A 17,639-nucleotide genomic window follows, 5' to 3' on the forward strand; every position below is an offset into this window, starting at 1 on the left:
AAGTTCGCAGCTCATGCGATGCGACAGGAGACTTACCCCTGGCAGATGCGGCATTATCGTCGCCGCACGGCCGGTTTTCCCGGCCGCGACAGGGCGCGACACTTGTTCCACAGAACGCGAGGAGTAGACCGTGATGACCCGTTCCGTGCACCGGACCCGACGGATGCTGAAGGTTGCCGGTGCGGGAGCCGCCGCCCTGCTGGCACTCAGCGCCTGTTCCTCCTCGTCGAAGTCCTCGGACTCGTCGGGCTCGTCGGCCCCGTCGGACGCCTCCGGCGCCCCCAAGCTCTCCGGCAACGTCACCGTGTTCGCGGCCGCCTCCCTCAAGGAGAGCTTCACGACCCTGGGCAAGGAGTTCGAGCAGCAGCACCCCGGCACCAAGGTCAGCTTCAACTTCGGCGGCAGCGACACCCTGGCCGCGAGCATCACCAGCGGCGCCCCGGCGGACGTCTTCGCCGCCGCCAGCCCCAAGACCATGGCGACCGTCACGGGCAAGAAGGACGCGGACGGCACGCCGGCCACCTTCGTCCGCAACCAGCTGGAGATCGCGACCCTGCCGGGCAACCCGCACAGGGTCGCCTCGCTGAAGGACCTCACCGCCTCCGGCCTGAAGGTCGTGCTGTGCGACAAGACCGTGCCGTGCGGCGCCGCCGCCCAGAAGGCCCTGGACGCCAGCCACCTCAAACTCACCCCGGTCTCCTACGAGCAGGACGTCAAGGGCGCCCTCAACAAGGTGGAGCTGAAGGAGGCCGACGCCGCGGTCGTCTACAAGACCGACGTGCACGCCGCCGGGGACAAGGTGCAGGGCGTGGAGTTCCCCGAGTCGGCCAAGGCCGTCAACGACTACCCGATCGTCCTGCTGAAGAACGCGCCGAACGCCGCGGCCGCCAAGGCGTTCATCGCCCTCGTGCAGTCCGCCGAGGGCCAGAAGGTGCTGAGCGAGGCCGGGTTCCTCAAGCCGTGACCTCGCATCTCGGACCCGACGCCGCGGCCGGCCCCCGCACGGGCCGGCCGCGGCGTCGCCGCGTCGGCACGGGGGGCCGGCGCGGGGTGCCGCTGCCGCTGCTGCTGCCGGGCCTGGTGGCGCTGGCGTTCCTGCTGCTGCCGCTGCTAGCGCTGATCGTCCGCGCGCCCTGGCGGACGCTGCCGGACCAGCTGTCCAGCACCCAGGTCTGGCAGGCGCTCCAGCTGTCCCTGGTCAGCGCGACGGCGGCGACGGCCGTCAGCCTCGTCCTGGGCGTGCCGCTGGCCTGGCTGCTGGCCCGCACAGAGTTCCCCGGCCGGGGGTTCGTACGGGCCCTGGTGACCCTGCCCCTCGTCCTGCCGCCGGTGGTCGGTGGTGTGGCCCTGCTGCTGGCCCTCGGCCGCAACGGCGTGATCGGCACGTGGCTGGACGCCTGGTTCGGGATCACGCTGCCGTTCACCACCACCGGCGTGGTGATCGCGGAGGCGTTCGTCGCGATGCCGTTCCTGGTCATCAGCGTCGAGGGCACCCTGCGCGCGGCCGACCCGCGCTACGAGGAGGCGGCGGCCACCCTCGGCGCGTCCCGCTTCACCGCGTTCCGCCGGGTCACCCTGCCGCTCATCGCCCCCGGCATCGCGGCCGGCGCGGTCCTCGCCTGGGCCCGCGCGCTCGGCGAGTTCGGCGCGACGATCACCTTCGCGGGCAACTTCCCCGGCCGCACCCAGACCATGCCCCTCGCGGTCTACCTCGCCCTCCAGGACGACCCCGACGCCGCCATCTCCCTCAGCCTGGTCCTGCTCGCGGTGTCGATCGCGGTGCTGGCCGGGCTGCGGGACCGCTGGATGACGGGAGCGTGAGCGTGGCCACCGACCCCGGGCGTGTGCGAACGTACCGTCCCATGACCGACATCGACGCCCCGAAGGCCGCCCGGACACGGGTGGGCGACGAGGGGCTCGACGCCCGGCTCGTCGTCGACCGGGGCGCTTTCCGGCTGGACGTCTCCCTCACCGCCACCCCCGGCGACGTCGTCGCCCTGCTCGGCCCCAACGGCGCCGGCAAGACCACCGCCCTGCGCGCCCTCGCCGGTCTCGTCCCGCTCACCGACGGGCATCTCCGGCTCGACGGCGCCCCGCTGGAAGACACTCCCCCGGAGTCCCGCCCGGTCGGCGTGGTCTTCCAGGACTATCTGCTCTTCCCGCATCTGACCGCGCTCGACAACGTGGCCTTCGGACCGCGCTGCCAGGGCGTCCCCAAGACCGAGGCCCGTGCCCAGGCGGCCGCCTGGCTGGAGCGCATGGGGCTCGCCGACCACGCCCACGCCAAGCCGCGCCGGCTCTCCGGCGGCCAGGCCCAGCGGGTGGCCGTCGCGCGGGCCCTGGCCACCCGCCCGCGGCTGCTGCTCCTGGACGAACCGCTGGCCGCCCTGGACGCCCGCACCCGGCTGGAGGTCCGGGCCCAACTGCGCCGCCATCTGGCCGAGTTCGAGGCCGTCGCCGTCCTGGTCACGCACGACCCGCTGGACGCCATGGTGCTCGCGGACCGGCTGGTCGTCATCGAGCACGGCCAGGTGGTGCAGCAGGGCACCCCCGCCGACATCGCCCGCCACCCGCGCACCGACTACATCGCGCAGCTCGTCGGCCTCAACCTCTACCGGGGCCGGGCGGACGGACATACGGTACGGCTCGACGCCGGGCCCTCGCTCACGACCACCGAGGAGCTGTCCGGGCCCGTCTTCGTGGCGTTCCCGCCGAGCGCCGTCACCCTGTTCCGGGACCGGCCGACCGGGGCCAGCGCCCGGAACCTGTGGCGCTGCGAGGTCGAGGGCCTGGAGACGCACGGCGACCAGATCCGCGCCGACCTGACCGGCGAGCTCGCGCTCGCGGCCGACCTCACCACGGTCGCCGCGGCCGAGCTGGACCTGCACCCGGGCGCAGCTGTCTGGGCGACGGTCAAAGCGACGCAGACCCACGCATACCCGGCTTGAGCGACCGTGCGCCCTACCGTGGTTGCCCATGACCCTGAGCATCCGCAATCAGCTGCCCGGCGCCGTCACCGCGGTCCAGTCGGGCGAGGCGATGGCCACCGTGAAGCTCCGCCTCGGCGGCGGGCAGCACCTCATGGCGGCGATCACCCTGGAGGCCGCCGAGGAACTCGCCCTCGCCCCCGGCTCGCCCGTGCGCGCCCTCGTGAAATCGACCGAGGTCTCCCTCGCCACCAGCCGGGTCGAGGGCCTGTCGATCCGCAACCAGCTGCCCGGCGCGGTCACCGGCCTCGTCACCGGTGCCGTCATGGCGACCGTGCGGATCACCGTCGACGGCGGCGAACTGACCGCGGCGATCACCAAGGACGCCGTCGAGGAACTCGGCCTCTTCGTGGGCTCCGACGTGGTCGCCCTGATCAAGGCGACCGAGGTGGCCCTCGCGACGGAGTGACACGTCGAGGGCCCCGCCCGGAGATCCGGACGGGGCCCTCGACGTCACCACTCGCCGACACACCGGCGGGCGCGGGGTGTCAGTCCTCGTACGCGTCCAGCGGCGGGCAGGAGCAGACCAGGTTACGGTCGCCGAAGGCCTGGTCGATCCGGCGCACCGGCGGCCAGTACTTGTCGGCCGCCGAGACACCGGCCGGGAAGACGGCCTCCTCGCGGCTGTAGGCGTGCGCCCAGTCGCCGCCGAGCGCGGCGGCGGTGTGCGGGGCGTTCCGCAGCGGGTTGTCCTCCGCCGGCCACTCGCCCGCGCCGACCTTCTCGATCTCCGCGCGGATGGCGATCATCGCGTCGCAGAACCGGTCCAGCTCGGCGAGGTCCTCGGACTCGGTCGGCTCGATCATGAGCGTGCCGGCCACCGGGAAGGACATGGTGGGCGCGTGGAAGCCGTAGTCGATGAGCCGCTTGGCGACGTCGTCCACGCTGACGCCGGTCGCCTTGGTCAGCGGGCGCAGGTCGATGATGCACTCGTGTGCGACCAGGCCGCCGGGGCCGGTGTAGAGCACGGGGTAGTGCGGCTCCAGGCGCTTGGCGACGTAGTTCGCCGACAGCACGGCCACCTGCGTGGCCCGCTTGAGACCCTCGCCGCCCATCAGGCGGACGTACGCCCAGGAGATGGGCAGGATGCCCGCGGAGCCCCAGGGGGCGGCCGAGATCGGTCCGACGCCGGTCTCCGGGCCCGCGGCCGGCTGCAGCGGGTGGTTCGGCAGGTACGGCGCCAGGTGCGCCCGGACCCCGACCGGGCCGACGCCGGGGCCGCCGCCGCCGTGCGGGATGCAGAACGTCTTGTGCAGGTTCAGGTGCGAGACGTCGCCGCCGAAGTGGCCCGGCTTGGCGAGGCCGACCAGCGCGTTGAGGTTGGCGCCGTCGACGTACACCTGGCCGCCCGCCTCGTGCACCCGGGCGCAGATGTCGGCGACGTGCTCCTCGAAGACGCCGTGCGTCGACGGGTAGGTGATCATCAGCACCGCCAGCTCGGCGCGGTGCTGCTCGATCTTGGCGCGCAGGTCCTCGACGTCGATCTCGCCGTCCTCGGCGGTCTTGACGACGACGACCTTCATGCCGGCCATCACGGCGCTGGCCGCGTTGGTGCCGTGCGCGGAGGACGGGATCAGACAGACGGTGCGCTGCTCGTCGCCGTTGGCACGGTGGTAGCCGCGTACGGCGAGCAGACCGGCCAGCTCGCCCTGGGAACCGGCGTTCGGCTGCAGGGAGACCTTGTCGTAGCCGGTGACCTCGGCGAGACGTTCCTCCAGCTCACGGATGAGGGTGAGGAAGCCCTGCGCCTGCTCGGCCGGCGCGAAGGGGTGCAGCCCGCCGAACTCGGGCCAGGTGACCGGCTCCATCTCGGTGGTCGCGTTGAGCTTCATGGTGCAGGAGCCCAGCGGGATCATGCCGCGGTCGAGGGCGTAGTCCCGGTCGGCGAGCCTGCGCAGGTAGCGCAGCATCGCGGTCTCCGAGCGGTGCTGGTGGAAGACCGGATGCGTGAGGTAGTCGTCGCCGCGCAGCAGCGCCTCGGGCAGGGCGTCCGCGGCGGTCGCGTCGAGCGCCGCTATGTCGCCCGTGACGCCGAAGGCCGCGAGGACGACGCCCAGCCGGTCCCGGTCGGTGGTCTCGTCGCAGGCCGCGGAGACGTGGTCGGCGTCGACCAGGCGCAGGTTCACGCCGTTCTCGCGGGCGGCGGCGACGACCTCGGCGGCCTTGCCGGGCACGCGCGCCGTGACGGTGTCGAAGAAGGCACCGTGGACGACCTCGACACCTCCGGCCCGCAGGCCCTCGGCGAGGAGCGTCGCGTACCGGTGCGTCCGCCGGGCGATGATCCGCAGCCCCTCCGGGCCGTGGTGGACGGCGTACATGCCGGCCATGACGGCGAGCAGCACCTGTGCGGTGCAGATGTTGCTGGTCGCCTTCTCACGGCGGATGTGCTGCTCACGGGTCTGGAGCGCGAGGCGGTAGGCCTTGTTGCCGTCGGCGTCGACGGAGACGCCCACGAGCCGGCCGGGCAGGCTGCGCGCGAACTTCTCCTGCACGGCCATGTAACCGGCGTGCGGACCGCCGAAGCCCATCGGCACGCCGAAGCGCTGGGTGGTGCCGACGGCGATGTCCGCGCCCAGCTCGCCCGGCGAGGTCAGCAGGGTCAGCGCGAGCAGGTCGGCGGCGACGGTGACGAGGGCGCCCAGCTCGTGCGCCTGGTCGATGACCGGCTTGATGTCGCGTACGGCACCGGAGGCGCCCGGGTACTGGATCAGTACGCCGTTGATCTCGCGTGCGGCGATGTCGGCCGGGATGCCCTCGCTGAGGTCGGCGACGACGACCTCGACGCCGGTGGGCTCGGAGCGGGTCTCGATGACGGCGACGGTCTGCGGCAGCGCGTCCGCGTCGACCAGGAACAGACCCTTCTTGTTCTTGCCCATGCGCCGGGACAGCGCCATGGCCTCGGCGGCCGCCGTGCCCTCGTCCAGCAGGGAGGCACCGGAGGTGGGCAGACCGGTCAGGTCGGCGACCATGGTCTGGAAGTTCAGCAGCGCCTCCAGCCGGCCCTGGGAGATCTCCGGCTGGTACGGCGTGTAGGCCGTGTACCAGGCGGGGTCCTCCATGACGTTGCGCAGGATGACCGGCGGGGTGAACGTGCCGTAGTACCCCAGGCCGATCATCGAACCGAGCACCTGGTTGCGGTCGGCGAGGGCGCGCAGCTCGGCGAGCACCTCGGCCTCGGTGCGGGCGCCCGGCAGGTCGAGGGCGTCGGCGTTCTTGATCACGTCGGGGACCGCGGCGGCGGTCAGCTCGTCCAGCGAGCCGTAGCCGACCTGCGCGAGCATCTTGGCCCGCGCCTCCTGGTCGGGCCCGATGTGGCGCTGCTCGAAGGGAACACCCGCTTCGAGCTCCGAAAGCGGCATGCGGTGGGCGGTCATTGCGGAGGCCTCCTGGTCTGACGCGACCTTCGAAGGGCACCACGGTGCGGTGCCCCGACGGCCTCCCCCTCTGTCATCTCAACCTGAGAGCTTCACCGGGCGCCCGAGGGGCCCGGCTTTCACCGTCGGTGAGAGCGGAAGCCGTCGACAACCGCCCTGCTTTCCAGAGTGACCTCGTCCGTGCGGTACGTGAGCCTGAGAGATTCCGGGGAGGATTTGCTCCTTCGGCGCCTCCGAGGTGGTCGGAGGACTCTCCCGCACGGGTTCAGCAGCCGTTGTCAGACTACCAGCGAGGTCAACGCCCGAGTCCTCGAGTGGCCGCCTCCGCGAATGTGCTCTTTCGTAGTGCTTACGGATGAGTTGCGAACATGTGGAGGGAGAGCGACCGTGCAGACCGACATCGATCCGCGCAACCTGATCGGCCGCAAGGCGTTCGACCGCAGCGGCGCCAAGATCGGCACCGTCGACGAGGTGTACCTGGACGACGCGACCGGCATACCCGAGTGGGCGGCCATACGCACCGGCCTCTTCTCCCGCGACGCGTTCGTACCGCTGGAACCGAGCGAGCTCGTCGAGGGCACCCTCCACGTCCCCTTCGACCGCGCCCTCATCAAGGACGCCCCGGACTTCGGCGTAGGCCGTCATCTCTCCCCCGAACAGGAACTCCAGCTCTACCACCACTACGGCCTCGACACGGCCCTGCCCCCACCGCTCCCCGACCGGGACTTCGGCAAGCTGGCGGGGTCGGAGGAGAGCTGAGGGCAGCGCGCACGAGGGCTCCTTTCAGGCGTCGGCAGCGGCATCGGCGGGGTGGCCGCACCGGGGTCGGGTCTCTTCTCCCTGAAAGTCCGGCACCAGCGGCAGCGGCTCCCCGGCCGCGAGCGCAGGGTCGTCGACGGAGAACGTCCGCACCCGCCCGGGAGGGGACTGCGGTGTCTCGAACCGCACCGTCACACGCCCCAGCCCGCTCCCCTGTACCCACCCGGGCCCGTACTCGGCATGCCGCACGTCCTGTCCGGCCCGCCACTGCGGAGCGACCGGCTCCGGCGGCTCCACCACGGCCTCGGTCACGACCTCCTCCGGCGTCTGCGCCGCCCGCGAGTCCATGGCCTGCGCGAACAGATCCTCCTGTGTGTAGTCGGCGAGCCCGGAGACGCCCACGCCGAGCAGCCGCACCCCGCCCGTGGTGTCCACGGAGTCCAGCAGCCGCGCTGCCGCCTCCCGGACCACCGCCGGATCGTCCGTGGGCCCCCTGAGCGTCTCCGAACGGGTCAGCGTCGAGAAGTCGTACCGCCGCACCTTCAGCACGATCGTCCGCCCCGACAGCCCGGCCCCCCGCAGCCGTCCCACACACCGGTCCGCGAGCCGCTGGACCTCCATCCCGATCCGCAGCCGGTCATGGATGTCCACGTCATAGGTGTCCTCGACCGACACCGACTTCGCCTCGCGCTCGGCCACCACGGGCCGGTCGTCACGGGCCAGCGCCATCGCGTACAGCGCGTGGCCGTGCGCCTTGCCGAGCAGCCGGACCAGCTCGTCCTCACCCGCCTCGGCCAGCTCCTCGACCGTGGTGATCCCGGCGCGGCGCAGATGGTCCCCGGTCGCGGGGCCCACACCCGGCAGGGTCCGCACCGGCATCGGCCCGAGCAGCGCCCGCTCGGTCCCCGGCTCGATGACCACCAGACCGTCCGGCTTGGCCTGCTCGGAGGCGATCTTCGCGAGCATCTTGGACGCGGCCAGCCCCACCGAACCGGTCAGCCCCGTGACCGCCAGGATGTCCGCGCGCAGCCTGATCCCGGCCAGCCGCGCCGACGCCTCGTCCCCGGCCGTCCCGCCGGCCTCCAGATCCACGAACGCCTCGTCCAGACTGAGCGGCTCCACCAGCGGCGACAGCTCCCGCAGCAGCGCCATCACCTGCTCGCTGATCGCCCGGTAGACCCCGAAGCGCGGCACCAGATACGCGGCGTTCGGTGCCAGTCGGCGGGCCTGGCCCATGGGCATCGCCGAGTGCACCCCGAAGGCCCGCGCCTCGTACGACGCGGTGGCCACCACACCGCGTGGCCCGAGCCCGCCCACCACGACCGCCTTCCCGCGCAGGCTCGGCTTGGCTGCCTGCTCCACCGAGGCGTAGAAGGCATCCATGTCGAGGTGCAGGATGGTCGGCGCGTGTCTCACATCTCCGATGCTGCACCACGGCACTGACAATGCCGTGGCGCGGGGCGCCCGCCGTGCGCCGCCGGGACGGATTCCGGCGGGCACCGGCTACCGGACGGCGACGGGCACCCGTTACCGGACGGCGAGGGACACGACGGTCAGACCGCCCGGTTGCGGCGGCGCGCCAGCTCGTCCGCGGGGTTGTGGCCGACGAGGGTCTCACCCGTGTCGATACGCTCGCCATGCAGCTGGGAGAGCGCGCTTTCCACGTCCCGCCACACCACGCCGACGGCGATCCCGAAGATGCCCTGGCCGCCCTGGAGCAGGGCGTGGACCTCGTCCGGGGAGGTGCACTCGTACACCGTGGCGCCGTCGCTCATCAGGGTCATCCGCTCCAGATCGCGGAAACCGCGTTCTCTGAGGTGCTGGACGGCCGAGCGGATGTTCTGCAGCGAGACCCCGGTGTCCAGGAACCGCTTCACGATCTTCAGGACGACCACGTCCCGGAAGCTGTACAACCGCTGGGTGCCCGACCCGTAGGCGGGCCGCACGCTCGGCTCGACCAGGCCGGTGCGGGCCCAGTAGTCGAGCTGTCGATAGGTGATGCCCGCGGCCGCACACGCCGTGGGCCCGCGGTATCCGATCTGCTCGGACGTCATGGACGCTGCCCCTCCGCCGTCCGGTACCACCGTCGGCCGCTGCGGAGCGGGATCGACCGCGCTGCTCGACGGAGGGTACCCCCTGTTCGAACGCAGCTGTGAACTCGGGGGAGGGTACGGACCGCTCTCCCCGAACCCGCGTCCGGGGGCACCCCCAGCCGTACCGTCGCCGCTCGTTCTCACGCCGACCTCCGTCCTTGACCTGCCTTCTCGACGGTAGGCAGTCACCAAGGGCGCGTCAACGATCGCCACACTCGGCACGCCGAGTGATAATCACCCTAAGAGTGGTTTCCCGTGCCCACCGCGGGGAAAGGCTAGCCGAATGCGCTCGTGCGGGGCCCTGGTACGCCCTCATTGGCCGGTGGCAAATGCCCGGCCCCGCCACTCGCACGAGCCCGCCGCAACCCGTGCTCACCGGGCCGGCGCGTTCACCGACGGCTCGTGATCACTGGCTGCTGGTGCCGAAGTCCTCGGGCGAGATCTGGTCGAGGAACTCGCGGAACTTCTCCACCTCGTCCTCCTGCTCGTCCGGGATGGCGATGCCCGCGTCGTCCAGCACCGTGTCGCTGCCGTAGATCGGCGTCCCGGTGCGCAGGGCCAGCGCTATGGCGTCGGAAGGACGGGCGCTGACCTCGACCCCGCTGGCGAAGACCAGCTCCGCGTAGAAGACGCCTTCCCTCAGGTCGGTGATGCGTACTTCGGTCAGCTCCTGGCCGACGGCCTCCAGCACGTCCTTGAACAGGTCGTGCGTCAGCGGTCGGGCGGGAGCCATGCCCTGCTGGGCGAAGGCGATCGCCGTAGCCTCCCCCGGCCCGATCCAGATGGGGAGGTAACGGTCGCCCCCCACTTCGCGCAGGAGCACGATCGGTTGGTTGGAGGGCATTTCGACCCGGACACCTACGACATCGAGCTCGTTCACACAGCAACCCTAGGCCGTGCCCGGGACGTTTGGGTAGTCGGGCCGGGAACAGGTGCCCGATCCGGACTCCGGCGCACCCCCGGCTCGCCCGCCGCTCTCAGGGCAGGCTCACACCGAGAGCGCTCTTCACCAGAGCCGCGTGCAGCTTCACCGTCAGCGCCGCCAGCTCCTTCGTACGGGCCTCGGCAAGCGCTCTGGTCTGCGGGTTGCGGTGGCGCTTGAGCGGTGCCACCACCTGGTCCACGAGGCCGGCCTCGCGGTCGGCGGCGCCCTTCATCACCCGCAGATGACGCGGCTCGATCCCGAACCGGCCCAGTTCGGCCACCAGCGCGGCCACGGTGACCGCCTCGGCGTCGTAGGCCCCGTCGGGCAGCGGAGCGATGAGCCCGTACGACTCCCACTCCTGCAGCTCGCCCTCGTCGATGTCCGCCGCCGCCAGCAGCTCGGCGCGGCCGACGCGGGCGACCGTGGGCAGCGCCGACCACTCCCGAAAGTCCTCCGAGGTGCGCTGGCGCCCCACGACGGGCAGCGGGACGGCCTCACCGCGCTCCATGGCGTCCAAGTGCTCGCGGATCACCTTGAGCGGCAGATAGTGGTCCCGCTGCATTCGCAGGACGTGCGCCAGGCGCTCGACGTCCCTGGCGCTGAACTTGCGGTACCCCGAAGGGGTCCGCTGCGGCTCGATCAGCCCCTCCGACTCCAGGAAGCGGATCTTGGAGATGGTGACTTCGGGGAACTCGTCGCGCAGCGCGTTCAGCACCGTGCCGATGCTCATCAGCCCACTGTCCCTGGCGGCGGTACCGCTTCCGGCACCGCCGCTCGGTGTTTGAAGCATGGACCTTCCCTGGGGTCCCCCCGGACGCCCGGTCCGGGGGCGGGTCAGATGCCCTGGTTCCGGCTCGCGTAGAACACCAGCCGGTACTTGCCGATCTGCACCTCGTCACCGTTCGACAGCGCGACCTGGTCGATCGGCTCGCGGTTGACGTACGTGCCGTTGAGGCTGCCCACGTCGGCGACGGTGAACGAGCCGTCCGGCTGGCGACGGAACTCCACGTGCCGGCGCGAGACCGTCACGTCGTCGAGGAAGATGTCGCTCTGCGGATGACGGCCGGCCGTGGTCAGGTCGGCGTCCAGCAGGAAGCGGCTGCCCGAGTTCGGCCCCCGGCGCACCACCAGCAGCGCCGAGCCGAACGGCAGCGCGTCCACCGCGGCCTGCGCCTCGGGCGACAGCGTCGGGACCTGCGTCTGGCCGGTCACCTCGGCGTCGTACGCCTCAAGACCGGAGATCGAGATCGTGGACGTCGTCTCGGAGGCACGCTCCGGCACGGCTCCGGGGCGCAACGGCGCGCCACAGTTGGAACAGAAGCGGGCGCTGTCCGCATTGCGGTTACCGCACCTCGAACACACCAGGGCCGACATCGACGGATCCTCCTGCCGCGGCTGCCCCGCCGGGGCGTTGGACGCGTACGGACCGGAGGCGAACCCTCCACCCGTACCTGAGGTTGACGGTTGCCCGAAACCTATGCCGCCGGACTGGGCAGGGTCAACCGACGCCCCGCCCTGGCCTCCGGAAATGTCACCGCCCGGACCAGCCACCTGGTCCCGGAACAGCGGCCGCTGACCCTCCGCGTCGGGCTGGGCGCGATGGCGAGCGGTCGCGTTGTCGCTGCCCTCTCGCGCGCTCTTGCCGAACAACTTCGCAAACAACTTCACGGGCGATTCCCCTTGACCGAAACAGACCCGCCCGTGGGGCAGGACGAACCCTGATTGCCTACACCGGCCGAGCCGGACATCCTCACAACGTCCGTATCCACCAGACAGTTTCCACCACGCACCGCCCCTTCGATGCGCCGACCCCCCGCAACCTCATGCCCCTGCCGGACGACCCCCATGCACCGCCGGTTCACTACGAGGACGACCGAGCGTAGTCAGGCCGCTTCGCCTGCCGCAAGGCGTCCACGACGATCTTGTCCGAGGGCTCCACCGTGACCGTGGCCTGCTCCTTCTCCAGCGTCTGCACCACTCCTCCCGGGATGTTCAGCGCCGGTTCCAGATCTTGCGGCTTGCCGATGACCATAAAACGATAGGGGGCGTTGATCTTGTTCCCGTCGACGCTCACGCCGTTGCCGGAATCCGCGAAGTACGTGTTCGTCACCACCCGGACCCCGTTGAGCTGGATCGCCTCCGCACCGGCCGCACGCAGTTCCTGGACGGCGTCGAGCAGCATGTCCGCCTTCACCGCCCCCTTCGGGTCCTCGACCGTCATCGTGATGCCGGGGCCCTGCGCCGCCACGGTGCCCGCCAGAATGCCGAGTTGTCGCTCCTTCTCGGCCGTCTGCCTGCGGGCCTCCGCGGCCTGGTCGGAGCTGCTCTGGAGCTCCTGGCGCTGCTTCTCGAGTCCCTGCTTCTCGTCTTCAAGACGCTGGGTACGCGAATCCAGTTCATCAAGGATGCGCACAAGATCTTCTTGTCGCGCGCCGCGCAGTGCGCTGTCGGTGTCGCTGTTGGAGGCCACCTGCACGGCCAGCCCGAAGCCGAGCCCGAACAGCAGCAGGGCGACGATGAGTTGGGCCCGGGTGAAACGCGGCGGCCACAGCCCCTTGACCAGCCGTTGCCGCCCGGTCAGCGACTCCTGCGGCGGCTCACCGGACGCCGTCTGGGACTCGGGTGCCGCCGGCGGCACCTCGGCCGGCAGTTCCTTGCGCAGCCTGTTCTCCGGCTGATTCCCCGGCTGGTTCTCCGGCCGGCTGTTCGGCTGGTTCTCCGGCTGCTCGTTCGGCTCGCTCATCGGTCTCACGCCCGGAACACGTGACGCCGGATCGCCGCGGCGTTGGAGAAGATCCGGATACCGAGGACCACCACGACCCCCGTGGACAGCTGCGCGCCCACGCCCAACTTGTCGCCCAGGAACACGATCAAGGCGGCGACCACCACGTTCGACAGGAACGACACCACGAAGACCTTGTCGTCGAAGATCCCGTCGAGCATGGCCCGCAGACCGCCGAAGACGGCGTCCAGCGCCGCGACGACAGCGATCGGCAGATAAGGCTCGACGATCGCCGGAACCTCCGGGTGGACCAACAGGCCGGCCACGACTCCCACGACGAGGCCCAGTACGGCGATCACGATGTGCCCTTCTCAGTCTTCTCGGTGCTCGGCTGTGCGGTACGAACGATCACACTCGGTGCGGCGGGCAACCGTACGTCACTCTCGGTGGAAATGGTGGCGCGGATGCCGAAGTTCTCCTCCAGGGCATGCAGATACAGCCCGTCGGCGCCGTTCTGGAACCCGGTGCTCAACCGTTCCCCGTCCCCCACGGCCAGCACCGTGTAGGGCGGCACCAGCGGCCTGTTGTCCACCAGTATCGCGTCTCCCGCGGCCCTGATCGCGGACAGGGCCGTCAGCCGCTGTCCGTTGATGGAGACCGCCTCGGCCCCGGACGCCCACAGCCCGTTGACCACACGCTGCATGTCGCGGTCCCGCACCCGGCCGCTGTCGGAGAAGCCCGAGGTCTCCCGCGGATTGGTCCCGTCACCGCCGGAGCTGGCCTCCTTCGCGTCGTTCACGACGAGCTTGACGCCCGGCCCGTGCACCGCGGTCGCGCCCGACAGGAGGCCCACCAGATCAGCCTGGTCGCTGCCGCCGCTCGACTTCAGCGCCGCCCGCTGACGGGCGCTGACGTCGTCGCGCAGCTTGTCCACGGTGTGCTCCAGCTTGTCCGCGCTCGCGGTCTCGCCGTCGATGCGGTCGATCAGCTCCTGGTGCTCCTTGGCCACCACGGGCGCCGCCCCATGCGCCTGCGCCGCACCGAGGGTCACAACCAGCGCGGCGAGCACGAGACCGCCCGCGAGACCGAGCTTCGCCCGGAGCGTCTTGGGCAGCCCGCCCTCCCCCGCGGACTTCTTCCGGGCGGCGGCCTCCGCGTACCCGTCGTCGAGGCTGTGGTCCATGACATTGGTGATCAACGACATGGAGGCGTCCGGGCGCTGCGGCCGCGCAGGGCTGCTCCGAACGGGGGGTTGCTGCGGCATGCCGCACATCGTCGCATGTCGCGGGCGATACCTCCGAATGGCCCCACCGACGTGCCGGACAGGCCCCCTGGGGGACATCTGTCCGGCACGCGCGTGTGCGTGGGCTTTCCCGCGCGGCGTGCTGTGTCACGCCCCTTCCGGCTGCCCCGCGGCGCCCTACCGGCCGGCGCTGTCCACGACGGCCGACCACTCGTCCAGCAGGGCCTGCGCCGAGGCGTCGTCGGGCCCCTCCGCCCACAGATGCGTCACCGCCTCGGCCGGGTCGGGCAGCACCATCACCCAGCGCCCGTCGGTCTCCACGACCCGCACACCGTCCGTCGTGTCGACAAAGCGATCCCCTGCCGCCTCGACCACCCGCCGCATGACCAGACCCTTGACGGCCCACGGTGTGGCCAGGTCCCGCTTCAGCACATGGGCCCGCGGGATCCGCGCGTCGATCTGGCTGAGGGTGAGCTGCGTACGGGCGACGAGCCCGATCAGCCGGACGAAGGCCGCCGTACCGTCGAACACGCCGCTGAACTCGGGGACGATGAACCCGCCCTTGCCGTCACCGCCGAAGATGGTCCCTTCCTCGCGCCCCACGCGCGTGAGGTCGTCGGGCGAGGTCGTGGTCCACTCGACCTGCGTACCGTGGTACGCCGCCACCTGCTCGGCGATCCGGGTCGTGGTCACCGGCAGCGCCACCCGCCCGCTGCGCCGCTCCGCGGCCACCAGGTCGAGCATCACCAGCAGCGCCCGGTCGTCCTCGATGATCCGGCCCTTCTCGTCCACGAGCGACAGCCGCTCGCCGACCGGGTCGAACCGCACGCCGAAAGCGGCTCCCGAGGAGGCCACTATCTCGCCGAGCCGTACCAGCCCGCTGCGCCGCATCTCGACGGTCTCGGTGGGCCGCGACTCGTCCAGCCCCGGATTGATCGTCAGCGAATCCACGCCCAACTTGCCGAGCAGGCTGGGCAGCACCAGCCCGGCACTGCCGTTCGCGGCGTCCACGACGACCTTCAGCCCGGAGTCGGCGATGCCGGTCGTGTCGACGTTCCGCAGGACCGTGCCGGTGTACGAGTCGAAGACGCTGGCCGGAAAGTACAGGTCGCCGATCTCGCCGGGGAACGCCCGCCGGTACTCCTGCCGTGCGAACACCCGGTCCAGCTTGCGCTGGCCGCCCTGGGACAGATCGGCACCCTGCCCGTCGAAGAACATGATGTCGACCGAGTCCGGCACGCCCGGCGAGGTCCGGATCATGATGCCGCCGGCGCTGCCGCGCGCGGTCTGCTGCCGGGCCACGGGCAGCGGTACGTTCTCCAGGTCGCGTACGTCGATGGCGCTGGCCTGCAACGCGGAGATGACCGCCCGCTTGAGCGCACGGGCACCCCGGGAGTGATCGCGGGCGGTGGTGACGGTCGAGCCCTTCTTCAGGGTCGTCGCGTACGCACCGGCGAGCCGCACCGCCAGCTCGGGCGTGATCTCGACGTTCAGAATGCCGGACACCCCACGGGCGCCGAACAGATTGGCCTGGCCTCTGGACTCCCAGATGACCGAGGTGTTGACGAACGCACCGGCCTCGATGGTCTTGAACGGATAGACCCGGACGTTTCCCTGAACGATCGATTCCTCACCGATCAGGCACTCGTCACCGATGACCGCGCCGTCCTCGATCCGGGCGGCACGCATGATGTCGGTGTTCTTCCCGACGACGCAGCCGCGCAGATTGCTGTGCTGACCGACGTACACGTTGTCGTGTACGACAGCCCTGTGCAGGAAGGCGCCGCTCTTGACGACGACGTTCGATCCGACGACGGTGTGCTCCCGGATCTCCGCGCCGGCCTCCACCTTCGCGTAGTCGCCGATGTACAAGGGCCCGCGCAGTACGGCGTCGGGATGCACTTCGGCGCCTTCCGCCACCCATACACCGGGCGAGATCTCGAATCCGTCGATGTCGACGTGAACCTTGCCTTCGAGCACATCGGCCTGGGCCTTCACATAGCTCTCGTGGGTGCCGACGTCCTCCCAGTAGCCCTCCGCGACATAGCCGTAAATCGGCTTGCCTTCCTTCATCAGCTGCGGAAAGACGTCGCCGGACCAGTCGACCGGAACATCCGGTTCGACATAGCCGAAGACTTCGGGCTCCATGACATAAATGCCCGTGTTGACCGTGTCGGAGAAGACCTGTCCCCAGGTCGGCTTCTCCAGGAAGCGCTCGACCTGGCCTTCCTCGTCGACGATGGTGATGCCGAACTCCAGCGGATTGGGCACTCGGGTCAGGCAGACCGTGACAAGCGCGCCCTTCTCCTTGTGGAAATTGATCAGCTCGGTCAGGTCGAAGTCGGTCAGGGCATCGCCGGAGATGACGAGGAAAGCATCGTCCTTCAACGCCTCTTCGGCGTTCTTGACGCTTCCGGCGGTACCGAGTGGCTTCTCCTCATTGGCATAGGTGAGCTCCATTCCGAGCTCTTCGCCATCGCCGAAGTAGTTCTTGACGAGCGATGCCAGGAACTGGACGGTAACAACGGTCTCGGTGAGCCCGTGCCGTTTGAGCAGCCGTAGCACATGCTCCATGATCGGGCGATTGGCCACGGGCAGGAGCGGCTTGGGCATGCTAGAGGTCATGGGGCGCAGGCGTGTGCCTTCGCCCCCGGCCATCACGACGGCCTTCATGTCGGAAGCGTCCTCCTCGCAAGAGACGACGGTCTAGCCGACTTCACCCGTCCTGATTGTCCCGCACTTTTCGACTGCGGGCCATCTCGACATAACGTCAGGACAACCGCCGAGCTCAATCGGCCTTGGCGTCCGCCCGGACCAAACGGCGGACCTGTACCACGTAGAGCACTCCTGCCCACCAGTAGAGCGTTGTACCCCACCCGGCGAACGCCCATCCGAAAACAGCGGCGACTGACGCGATCCAAGTGTGGCCGTCGCTGAGGAGCAACAACGGGAACGCGTACATCAGGTTGAAGGTTGCCGCCTTCCCCAGGAAGTTCACCTGCGGCGGCGGATACCCGTGCCGGCGAAGGATGCCCACCATCACCAGGAGAATCAGTTCCCTCGCCAGCAGCAGCGCGGTCAGCCAGACCGGCAGGATGCCGCGCCAGGTGAGACCGAGCAGCGTGGAAAGGACATAGAGCCGGTCGGCGGCGGGGTCGAGAAGCCGGCCGAGGCTGCTGATCTGATTCCAGCGCCTCGCGAGCTTCCCGTCGAGATAGTCACTGACCCCGCTGAAGGCAAGCACGAGGAGAGCCCAGCCATCACTCTTGGGACCCCCGAACTCGGGCCTGAGGATCAGCCACAGGAAGAGGGGTACGCCGACGAGCCGCGCCATGCTGAGGATGTTGGGGATGGTGAGGACCCGGTCTGTCTGGACACGGGTCTCCTGGACCTCCACCCGGGGGCCTCCTGTGCGAAAACGAGCCAACGATGCCCCCTGACCTTACCTCAACGCAAAAAAGCTCCGGCTCTCGGGCAGTGCCCAAGAGCCGGAGCTGTAAAAGGAGTTCGGCGGCGTCCTACTCTCCCACAGGGTC

The 17,639-nt window shown here is 70.3% G+C and carries 15 protein-coding genes, 1 pseudogene and 1 riboswitch; of the genes and pseudogenes, 5 read left to right on the forward strand and 11 right to left on the reverse strand.

All coding sequences use genetic code 11. The annotated features are described in order from the left end of the window. Positions 1–133 precede the first annotated feature (133 nt). The 4 genes from modA to BIV25_RS42835 are packed head-to-tail and all read left to right on the forward strand — an operon-like array spanning position 134 to position 3,396. On the forward strand, positions 134–964 hold the full coding sequence (gene modA, locus BIV25_RS42820; protein WP_071377995.1) for a molybdate ABC transporter substrate-binding protein: 831 nt from the start codon (positions 134–136) through the stop codon (positions 962–964). Further along, complete coding sequence (modB, locus tag BIV25_RS42825; RefSeq protein ID WP_071377996.1) at positions 961–1,821, forward strand: molybdate ABC transporter permease subunit; 861 nt, start codon at positions 961–963, stop codon at positions 1,819–1,821. The genes modA and modB overlap by 4 nt, the downstream gene beginning before the upstream one ends. A 41-nt stretch (positions 1,822–1,862) precedes the next feature. Then, positions 1,863–2,948 carry an ABC transporter ATP-binding protein gene (locus tag BIV25_RS42830; protein ID WP_079177244.1) on the forward strand — a complete coding sequence of 362 codons (1,086 nt, stop codon included), beginning with the start codon at positions 1,863–1,865 and terminating at the stop codon, positions 2,946–2,948. A 28-nt stretch (positions 2,949–2,976) separates the two neighbouring features. Continuing rightward, on the forward strand, positions 2,977–3,396 hold the full coding sequence (locus tag BIV25_RS42835; protein ID WP_071377997.1) for a molybdopterin-binding protein: 420 nt from the start codon (positions 2,977–2,979) through the stop codon (positions 3,394–3,396). Positions 3,397–3,475: 79 nt separating this feature from the next. On the opposite strand, the gene gcvP is transcribed toward BIV25_RS42835, so the two are convergent. Next, positions 3,476–6,361: an aminomethyl-transferring glycine dehydrogenase gene (gene gcvP, locus BIV25_RS42840; RefSeq protein ID WP_071377998.1), complete on the reverse strand. Its 2,886-nt coding sequence runs from the start codon at positions 6,359–6,361 to the stop codon at positions 3,476–3,478. Between the two features lie 173 nt (positions 6,362–6,534). Then, positions 6,535–6,629: riboswitch (glycine riboswitch) on the reverse strand. A gap of 119 nt (positions 6,630–6,748) precedes the next feature. On the opposite strand from gcvP, the gene BIV25_RS42845 reads away from it, so the two are divergent. Beyond that, positions 6,749–7,120: a PRC-barrel domain-containing protein gene (locus tag BIV25_RS42845; RefSeq protein WP_071377999.1), complete on the forward strand. Its 372-nt coding sequence runs from the start codon at positions 6,749–6,751 to the stop codon at positions 7,118–7,120. On the opposite strand, the pseudogene BIV25_RS42850 reads toward BIV25_RS42845, so the two are convergent. The 10 genes and pseudogenes from BIV25_RS42850 to BIV25_RS42895 all read right to left on the reverse strand — a co-directional run bounded on the left by BIV25_RS42850 (position 7,042) and on the right by BIV25_RS42895 (position 17,500). Beyond that, positions 7,042–8,536 (reverse strand): annotated as a pseudogene (locus BIV25_RS42850) (DNA polymerase IV). The gene BIV25_RS42845 and the pseudogene BIV25_RS42850 overlap by 79 nt on opposite strands. 137 nt (positions 8,537–8,673) lie before the next feature. Then, positions 8,674–9,357 (reverse strand): MerR family transcriptional regulator, encoded by a 684-nt coding sequence (locus BIV25_RS42855; protein ID WP_107486667.1) that lies wholly within the window; start codon positions 9,355–9,357, stop codon positions 8,674–8,676. Between the two features lie 262 nt (positions 9,358–9,619). Beyond that, entirely contained in the window at positions 9,620–10,093 is a 474-nt protein-coding gene (locus tag BIV25_RS42860; protein ID WP_026253112.1) for a bifunctional nuclease family protein, read from the reverse strand. A gap of 97 nt (positions 10,094–10,190) precedes the next feature. Next, positions 10,191–10,928: a MerR family transcriptional regulator gene (locus BIV25_RS42865; RefSeq protein WP_071378002.1), complete on the reverse strand. Its 738-nt coding sequence runs from the start codon at positions 10,926–10,928 to the stop codon at positions 10,191–10,193. Between the two features lie 44 nt (positions 10,929–10,972). After that, positions 10,973–11,806: an FHA domain-containing protein gene (locus BIV25_RS48625; protein ID WP_218158523.1), complete on the reverse strand. Its 834-nt coding sequence runs from the start codon at positions 11,804–11,806 to the stop codon at positions 10,973–10,975. A gap of 193 nt (positions 11,807–11,999) precedes the next feature. Beyond that, positions 12,000–12,881, reverse strand: a complete 882-nt coding sequence (locus tag BIV25_RS42875) for a DUF881 domain-containing protein (protein WP_071378004.1) — start codon at positions 12,879–12,881, stop codon at positions 12,000–12,002. A gap of 5 nt (positions 12,882–12,886) precedes the next feature. Next, positions 12,887–13,219, reverse strand: a complete 333-nt coding sequence (locus tag BIV25_RS42880; protein ID WP_071378005.1) for a small basic family protein — start codon at positions 13,217–13,219, stop codon at positions 12,887–12,889. Further along, positions 13,216–14,124, reverse strand: a complete 909-nt coding sequence (locus tag BIV25_RS42885) for a DUF881 domain-containing protein (RefSeq protein WP_256257143.1) — start codon at positions 14,122–14,124, stop codon at positions 13,216–13,218. The genes BIV25_RS42880 and BIV25_RS42885 overlap by 4 nt, the downstream gene beginning before the upstream one ends. A gap of 156 nt (positions 14,125–14,280) precedes the next feature. Continuing rightward, positions 14,281–16,776, reverse strand: coding sequence for a mannose-1-phosphate guanyltransferase (locus BIV25_RS54120; RefSeq protein WP_071378007.1), 2,496 nt, complete (start codon positions 16,774–16,776; stop codon positions 14,281–14,283). A 115-nt stretch (positions 16,777–16,891) separates the two neighbouring features. Next, the gene (locus BIV25_RS42895) at positions 16,892–17,500 is read right to left on the reverse strand and encodes a CDP-alcohol phosphatidyltransferase family protein (protein ID WP_071378008.1); all 609 of its coding nucleotides are present in this window, start codon (positions 17,498–17,500) and stop codon (positions 16,892–16,894) included. Positions 17,501–17,639 lie beyond the last annotated feature (139 nt).

Source organism: Streptomyces sp. MUSC 14, assembly GCF_001866675.1.
In the GTDB taxonomy this organism is placed as follows: Bacteria; Actinomycetota; Actinomycetes; order Streptomycetales; family Streptomycetaceae; genus Streptomyces.

Excerpts from the sequence above, each read along its gene's own strand:
- modA (WP_071377995.1), top strand. The coding sequence starts at position 134 with ATGACCCGTTCCGTGCACCGGACCCGACGGATGCTGAAGGTTGCCGGT.
- BIV25_RS42830 (WP_079177244.1), top strand. The coding sequence starts at position 1,863 with ATGACCGACATCGACGCCCCGAAGGCCGCCCGGACACGGGTGGGCGAC.
- BIV25_RS42835 (WP_071377997.1), top strand. The coding sequence starts at position 2,977 with ATGACCCTGAGCATCCGCAATCAGCTGCCCGGCGCCGTCACCGCGGTC.
- gcvP (WP_071377998.1), bottom strand. The coding sequence starts at position 6,361 with ATGACCGCCCACCGCATGCCGCTTTCGGAGCTCGAAGCGGGTGTTCCC.
- BIV25_RS42865 (WP_071378002.1), bottom strand. The coding sequence starts at position 10,928 with ATGCTTCAAACACCGAGCGGCGGTGCCGGAAGCGGTACCGCCGCCAGG.
- BIV25_RS42875 (WP_071378004.1), bottom strand. The coding sequence starts at position 12,881 with ATGAGCGAGCCGAACGAGCAGCCGGAGAACCAGCCGAACAGCCGGCCG.
- BIV25_RS42885 (WP_256257143.1), bottom strand. The coding sequence starts at position 14,124 with ATGCCGCAGCAACCCCCCGTTCGGAGCAGCCCTGCGCGGCCGCAGCGC.
- BIV25_RS54120 (WP_071378007.1), bottom strand. The coding sequence starts at position 16,776 with ATGAAGGCCGTCGTGATGGCCGGGGGCGAAGGCACACGCCTGCGCCCC.